Here is a 6,788-nt window from a genome sequence, read left to right as displayed (position 1 = left end):
GGCGGCAGGAACAACACCTGCTTTCACGTCCTGGGCGAGCGCGTCAACTTTCTGATCGATTGCGGGGCAACGTCGCTACCAGCGTTGAAACACCAGGGCATTGCCAGAGACGAACTCGATCTTATCCTCATCACGCATTTCCACGGCGACCATTTTGCCGGCCTGCCGTTCCTGCTGCTGGACGCGCAATTCACCCGAAGGACCCGGCCGCTGACGATAGCAGGGCCGGAAGGAATCGAGATACGCCTCAAACAGGCGATGGAGGTGATGTTCGAGAACTCGTCGAAGACAAAGCAGCGGTTCGACGTCAACATCGTTACGCTTATGCCCGAAGCAACGGCCCAGCTCGGCGCCGTCAGCGTCACGCCATTTCCCGTGGTGCATGGCGAATCCGGCGGCCCCTTCCTGGGCTACCGGATCGAGACCGAGGGGCGAACCATCGCCTATACCGCCGACACCGAATGGACCGAGGCGCTGATCCCGTTGGGCTTGGCCGCCGATCTCCTCATCGCCGAGGCCTATACCTTCGACAGGCCGGTCAAAAATCACCTCAGCCTGAAGGCGCTTGAAGCGCGGCTTGGTGAAATCAAGCCGAAGCGGTTGATCCTGACGCATATGAGCGACGACATGCTCGAACGGCTTGGCCGTTTGCCTTATGAGGCCGCGAGCGATGGCCTCGTCATCGAGCTCTAGGTCACCGGCCAGTCCTCGGCGGTGATCGTGGCCGCATCCGCGCCGACGATTTCGGAAAGCTGATCGCGGCCTGTCCGTAGCAAGGTTGAGGAAAGATCGCGCTTGATGTCCTCGACAAGACCCAATCCCTTGTAGACCAGCGCCGAATAAAGCTGAATCAGGCTGGCACCGGCGCGGATCTTGGTTAGCGCACCGCCGCCGGAATCGATACCGCCGACGCCGATGAGCGGAAACGCCCCCTCCGTCCTGACATAGGTCTCCGCCACCATCCGCGTCGATAGCCGAAACAGCGGACGGCCTGAGAGTCCGCCCCCCTCCTTGGCGCGATTCTGCTCGCGCAAAGTCGAGGGCCGCCCGAGCGTCGTGTTGGTCACGATCATGCCGTCGGCGCGGCGCGAGCGCGCGATGTGGACCACGTCGTCGAGCTCGGCGAGGCTGAGGTCCGGCGCGATTTTCAGCAGGATCGGCGAATCGCCGGCGTTCTTTCGCACCCGCTCCCGCGCGTCGATCACCCGCGCCAGCAGATCGTCGAGCGCGTCCGCCTGCTGAAGGCTGCGCAGGCCCGGCGTATTGGGCGAGGACACGTTCACGGTGAAATAGCTCGCCACCGGCGCAAAGGTTTCGATCAGCTTGACGTAGTCGGCGTTGCGATCGGGAGAGTCCTTGTTGGCGCCGATATTGACGCCGACGATGCCGCCGTGATGCGCGCGCGCCGCGAGCCGCCGCAACACGACGTCCGCGCCGTCGCTGTTGAACCCGAGGCGATTGATGATGCCTTCATCGCGCTCCAGCCGGAAAATTCGCGGCCGCGGATTGCCGCTTTGCGGCTTCAGTGTCACCGTGCCGATCTCGATAAAGCCGAAGCCGAGGCGCAGCACCGCATCCGGCACCTCGCCGTTCTTGTCAAAACCCGCCGCCATGCCGATCGGGTTGGGAAAATTCAGGCCGAAGGCCCGCACCGCGAGTTTTGAATCGTCGCCCCGCGGCGGCGCCGGCGGCAGCAGTTTCAAGCCCTGCACGGCCAACTTGTGCGCATCCTCGGGATCGAGCCAACGCAGCAGCGGCAGCGATACGGCATCAAAGGCGCGGATCACGGCTCAAGCTCCGGAATGTCGTGAAAGCCGTCGGACCGCGCGCGCATCGAAAGGACGCCCGCGACCGCGCCGAGATCGAGTTCACCATAGAGATGCGGAAACAATTCGTCGTTGCGCGAGTGCTCCCATCGCAGCGCATCGCCAAGCGCGTCGGCGTCGACCGCGATCAGGAACAGGCCGGTCTGGCCGGAAAAATGTTTTCGGGCGGTCTCTCCGACCTGCGAAGCGGTCGAGAAATGGATGAAGCCGTCGCGGAGATCGACGGGGCTGCCCCGGAACACGCCCTGCCGCTCCGCTTCGCGCCAGGCCGAAGCCGGGCAGATCTTGTAGATCTTACGCACGAAGCCCTAATCCCCCTCGCCGCTTTCAGCCGCAATGCCCTGATTTCGCAGGGACGGCGTCAAATGGCAAGCCGGTCCTCAAGAGGCTTCAGTCGGCCTAGGTCGCGTAGTCCGGCTCGTTGCGGTCGAGGATGCGCTTGAGCGCCGCAAAATGCCGTTGCGCCGGGGACAGGCTGGCATAGAAGCGCGTTCCGCTGATATCCCGCTTGGTCTTCTCGACCACCGGTTCCGGCAGCTTCTTGAGCGGCTGGCCGGTCCACATCGCGTAGATCTGCACCTGGGCGGCGCGCTCGATGTAATAGAGCCGGTCATAGGCCTCGGCAACGGTCTGGCCGACGGTCGAGATGCCGTGGTTGGCCATGAACAGGATGGTCTTGTCGCCGATGACTTTCGCGAGCCGAGCGCCTTCGGCCGGATCGAGCGCAGGGCCGGTATATTCGTCGTCATAGGCGATCTTGCCGGACATGCCCACTTCGGTTTGACCGATTTCCTTGATGCGCGGGTCCTCCAGACGCGTCAGCGCACTCGCAAACGGCATGTGGGTGTGAAACACCGCCTTGGCCTGCGGCAGCGCCTTGTGGATCGGCGCATGGATGCAAAAGCAGGAGCGCTCGACATCGCCCTCGCCGCGCTTGACCTCGCCATCGTCGATGCCGACTTCCATGAAGCAGGAGGCGGTGACTTCCGACCAGTGCGTGCCGAAGGGGATTTGGTAGTAGCGGTCGCTTTGGCCGGGAACCACGTAGGTCAGGTGATTGAAAATACCTTCGTTGAAGCCGTGCATGTAGGCGAGACGGTGCGCCGCCGCGAGATCGACCCGCGCCTGCCATTGCTCGGCGCTGCTATCCGAAACCGTCTCCGGCAAAACCCTGAACTGCATGGCATCCTCCGCTTGATTGGTTCTTTATCTTCTGGTCCATGATCTTCTGGTCCATGATCTTCTGGTCCATGATCTTCCGGTCCATGTCGCTCTGACCGATCAGGCCTGATATTACCCATCATAATCCAGTTCGGCGGCGACATCAGTTGAAATTGCCGCAGACCGGCCATCTTGCTTTGCAGTTTTGTGGCTTGAATGCGCATGGCGCTGCACCAATTCAGCAGGTAGCCTGGAGAGAATTCACCGAGACCGCACATGCCGCCAACAGCCGCCAATTCCGAACGCCAACGCATTGCCGTCATTGGGCTCGGCAGCATCGGCGGCGTGGTCGCCGGGTTGCTGGGTGCGGCCAAACGGCATGACATCGTCGCGTGCGTCAGGCGCCCCATCGAGCGAATGACCGTCGAGCGGATCGAGGGTACGATCGAGTCGCCGATCCGCGCATTGATCGATCCGTCCCGGGCGCAACCGCAGGATTGGGTCCTCCTCTGCACCAAGGTCCAGGACACGGCATCGAGCGGGCCGTGGCTGCAACGGATGTGCGGCCCGGCGACGCGGGTCGCAGCGCTGCAAAATGGCATCGGGCACGCCGAAAGCCTCGCGCCATTCATTGGCGATGCGATCGTGGTCCCGACGATCGTCTACTACAACGGCGAGCGGCTGGCGCCCGATCGGGTTCGTTACCGCCGCGGCGGCGAATACGACTTCGCCGTTGCCGACGGCACGGATGGAAAAGCGTTCGCGACGCTGCTCTACGGTACGCCGCTGCGGACCCTCTTGAGCGCCGACTTCAAGACCCTGGCGTGGCGAAAGCTGTTGGTCAACGCGGTTGGAAATCCCGTCTCCGCGCTCACGCTGCAACGGAACGCGGTATTTCGGCGCGACGATGTTGCAGCGCTTTGCCTGGCGCTGCTGGAAGAGGCCGCCACAGTCGGACGGGCCGATGGCGCGCGGCTCGCAGCCGACGAGGCCGCACAGACGATGGCGAGGCTCACAGCCATCCCGCCCGACGCCGGCTCTTCGATGTATTTCGATCGCCTTGCGGGCCGTCCGCTCGAGATCAATGCGCTGACGGGCGCCGTCGTGGAAGCCGCGGAACGTCATCGTGTGCCGACGCCGCTTCTGCGCATGCTGCTCACACTCGCGCGTGCGGCAAGCGCTTCGCCTGCGCCAAAAGGCAGTTAGGCCGACCGCGCCAACGCGCCATCGATCATCGCGACGGCATTCGCAAGGCCATAGACCGCGACGAACGAGCCGAAGCGCGGGCCTTTCTCCTGACCGAGCAGCACCTGATAGAGCATGTTGAACCAGTCGAGCGACACGCCCGGCCGGCCGTCCTTGCCCTTCTTTATCGCATCGAGAAACGGCTCGCGGCGGCCGATCTCGTAGACGACGTTCTGGATATCCTCCGCGCTCGATCCGTCGGGCATGTTCGCAAGCGCATCGCGCAAATCCTGCAATGCGGCGCGCTCGCCCTCCGTCGGCTCACGGAATCGTTTCGTCGGCGCCACAAAGTCGCGATAGTAGTTGATGGCGTAGCCGACCATCGCATCGAGCCTGGGATGGGTCGCAGGCGTCACACCCGGCCGATAACGTCCAATGAACCCCCACAGCGTCGAGGCATTCTCGGCATTCGATGACGACACCAGCGTCAGCAAGAGCTGGAACGTGACCGGCATGTCGGCTTTCGGCGGATGCCCGGCATGGATGTGCCATACCGGATTGCCGAGCTGCTGCCGCGCGTCCTGGCGCGGAAATCCTTCGAGGAATTGCTGGTAATCGTCGACGTTGCGCGGGATCACGTCGAAGTAAAGCCGCTTGGCCGCCTTCGGCTCGCGGTACATGAACAGCGACAAGGATTCCGGCGACGCGTAGCGCAGCCATTCGTCGATGGTGAGGCCATTGCCTTTCGACTTCGAGATCTTCTGGCCCTTCTCGTCGAGGAAAAGCTCGTAGTTGAAGCCTTCCGGCGGCGTGCCGTCGAGCGCCGCGCAGATTTTCCCGGAGAGCTTGACCGAATCGATCAGGTCCTTGCCGGCCATTTCATAGTCGACGCCGAGCGCAAACCAGCGCATCGCCCAGTCCGGCTTCCATTGCAGCTTGCAATGCCCGCCGGTGACGGGAAGCGTGACGCGCTCCTTCGTCTCCGGATCGTCATAGGAGATCGTACCGGCCTTGACGTCGTGAGATACGATCGGCACCTGTAGCACCACACCGGTGCGCGGACAGATCGGCAAAAACGGCGAATAGCTTGCCGCGCGCTCTTCGCGCAGCGACGGCAGCATGATCGCCATCACCTTCTCGATCCGCTCCAGCATCCTCAGGAGCGTCGTATCGAATTTTCCCGAGGTGTAGTAGTCGGTCGAACTGGCGAATTCATAGTCAAAGCCGAAGGTGTCGAGAAACGCCATCAGCCGCGCATTATTGTGCGCGCCGAAACTGGAATGGGTGCCAAAGGGATCCGGCACCTTCGTCAGCGGCTTGCCGAGATATTCCGACAGCATCTCCTTGTTCGGCACGTTGTCCGGCACCTTGCGCAGCCCGTCCATGTCGTCGGAGAACGCCAGCAGGCGCGTCTTGATCTTGTCTTCGGTCAGCACGCGGAAGGCGTGGCGCACCATGGTGGTGCGCGCGACCTCGCCGAAGGTGCCGATATGCGGCAGGCCCGACGGACCGTAGCCGGTCTCGAACAGCACCTCTTCCTTCGGCTTCCTTTTCAGCCGCGCCACAATCGCCTTCGCCTGCTCGAACGGCCAGGCGTTGGATTGTTCGGCGAGCGCGCGCAGGTCGCTCGGGCTGGCTGAAAGTTCGGTCACGGACATCAAGAGTCTCCAAGGCCGCGGAAACTAGCGTTTTCGCGCCAAAATGCAAAACGGCTACAAAATCTGGTCGTCCAGGCCAAGCCACCGGGTCGCGCAACAACGGACGCCTGTGTTATGGGTCCCCGCTTTCGCGGGGACGACGCCGGGTTATGAACAACCCTAAAACGGGCTGACTGAGAAATAACGCAGCCACAGATCGGTGTAGCGGCCTTTTTCCCACAGCCGGAACAGCGCCCAATTCAACGCCTGCCGCAACAGGTCGTTGCCCTTGCGCACGGCAATCCCGACGCCTTCACCGAAATAGCGGCTTTCGACAAAAGGCCCGCCCGAGAACGCGCAGCAGTCGGCTGAGTCCGTGCCGTTGATCCAGAGCGCGAGCGAGATCGCGTCACCAAAAATGAAATCGATCTCACCGCGACGCAGCGCCGTCCGCAGCGCCTCGTCGTTCGGATAGGAGTGCAATTCCGCATCGGTGAACATCGCCTTCAGATAGGCCTCATGCGAGGTGCCCGCGATGACGCCGACCTTGCGGCCCTCGAGAAATTCCGGACGCACCTCGCGCATCACCGAATCCCGCCGCGACACGAACCGCGCCGGCGCGCGATAATAGGGGTCGCTGAAGTCGAGACGCGCGCGCAGTTGCGGCGTCACCGCCAGCGACGCAATGATGGCGTCACCGCGATTGCTCGAAATCGCATCGAGCAAAGTCTCGAAGCGCCGCATCTGGATGGTGCAGGTGACCTTGATCTCGTCGCAGATCATCCGCGCCAGGTCGACATTGAAGCCGGCGGGATTGCCATCGGGGCCGGTGAAATTGAAGGGCGGATAATCGGTCTCGGTCAAAAACCGGATCACCGTGAGACGCGACAGATCCGGCCGGTCCGGCCGGCGCCGCGGATCCCAGAAGCCAGGCACCGCCTGCGGGGCGGCTCCGGCCACCGGCTTGGGCGCGCTGAGA

At 63.0% G+C, this 6,788-nt stretch carries 7 protein-coding genes; 2 read left to right on the top strand and 5 right to left on the bottom strand.

The annotated features are described in order from the left end of the window. The coding region (locus tag WB528_RS23295) for an MBL fold metallo-hydrolase (RefSeq protein ID WP_423891108.1) at window positions 1-693 on the top strand (693 nt) is incomplete at its 5' end. On the opposite strand, the gene WB528_RS23290 is transcribed toward WB528_RS23295, so the two are convergent. The 3 genes from WB528_RS23290 to WB528_RS23280 form a co-directional block, all read right to left on the bottom strand. Continuing rightward, entirely contained in the window at window positions 690-1,787 is a 1,098-nt protein-coding gene (locus WB528_RS23290) for a quinone-dependent dihydroorotate dehydrogenase (protein WP_423891106.1), read from the bottom strand. The genes WB528_RS23295 and WB528_RS23290 overlap by 4 nt on opposite strands. Then, entirely contained in the window at window positions 1,784-2,128 is a 345-nt protein-coding gene (locus WB528_RS23285; protein ID WP_423891104.1) for a DUF952 domain-containing protein, read from the bottom strand. The genes WB528_RS23290 and WB528_RS23285 overlap by 4 nt, the downstream gene beginning before the upstream one ends. 97 nt (window positions 2,129-2,225) lie before the next feature. Then, complete coding sequence (locus WB528_RS23280) at window positions 2,226-3,008, bottom strand: class II aldolase/adducin family protein (RefSeq protein WP_423891101.1); 783 nt, start codon at window positions 3,006-3,008, stop codon at window positions 2,226-2,228. A gap of 255 nt (window positions 3,009-3,263) precedes the next feature. Between WB528_RS23280 and WB528_RS23275 the strand changes: the two genes are divergently transcribed. Next, window positions 3,264-4,193 (top strand): 2-dehydropantoate 2-reductase, encoded by a 930-nt coding sequence (locus tag WB528_RS23275; RefSeq protein WP_423891099.1) that lies wholly within the window; start codon window positions 3,264-3,266, stop codon window positions 4,191-4,193. On the opposite strand, the gene WB528_RS23270 is transcribed toward WB528_RS23275, so the two are convergent. Next, window positions 4,190-5,830 carry a lysine--tRNA ligase gene (locus WB528_RS23270; protein WP_423891098.1) on the bottom strand — a complete coding sequence of 547 codons (1,641 nt, stop codon included), beginning with the start codon at window positions 5,828-5,830 and terminating at the stop codon, window positions 4,190-4,192. The genes WB528_RS23275 and WB528_RS23270 overlap by 4 nt on opposite strands. 159 nt (window positions 5,831-5,989) lie before the next feature. Next, window positions 5,990-6,788: transporter substrate-binding domain-containing protein (locus WB528_RS23265; RefSeq protein ID WP_423891096.1), on the bottom strand; the 799-nt coding region annotated here is incomplete at its 5' end.

Origin of the sequence: Bradyrhizobium sp. (genome assembly GCF_049586575.1) — a bacterium.
Lineage (GTDB): Bacteria > Pseudomonadota > Alphaproteobacteria > Rhizobiales > Xanthobacteraceae > Bradyrhizobium.
Note: the sequence above shows the minus strand (reverse complement) of the source record. Positions and strands in the feature narration are given on the sequence as shown.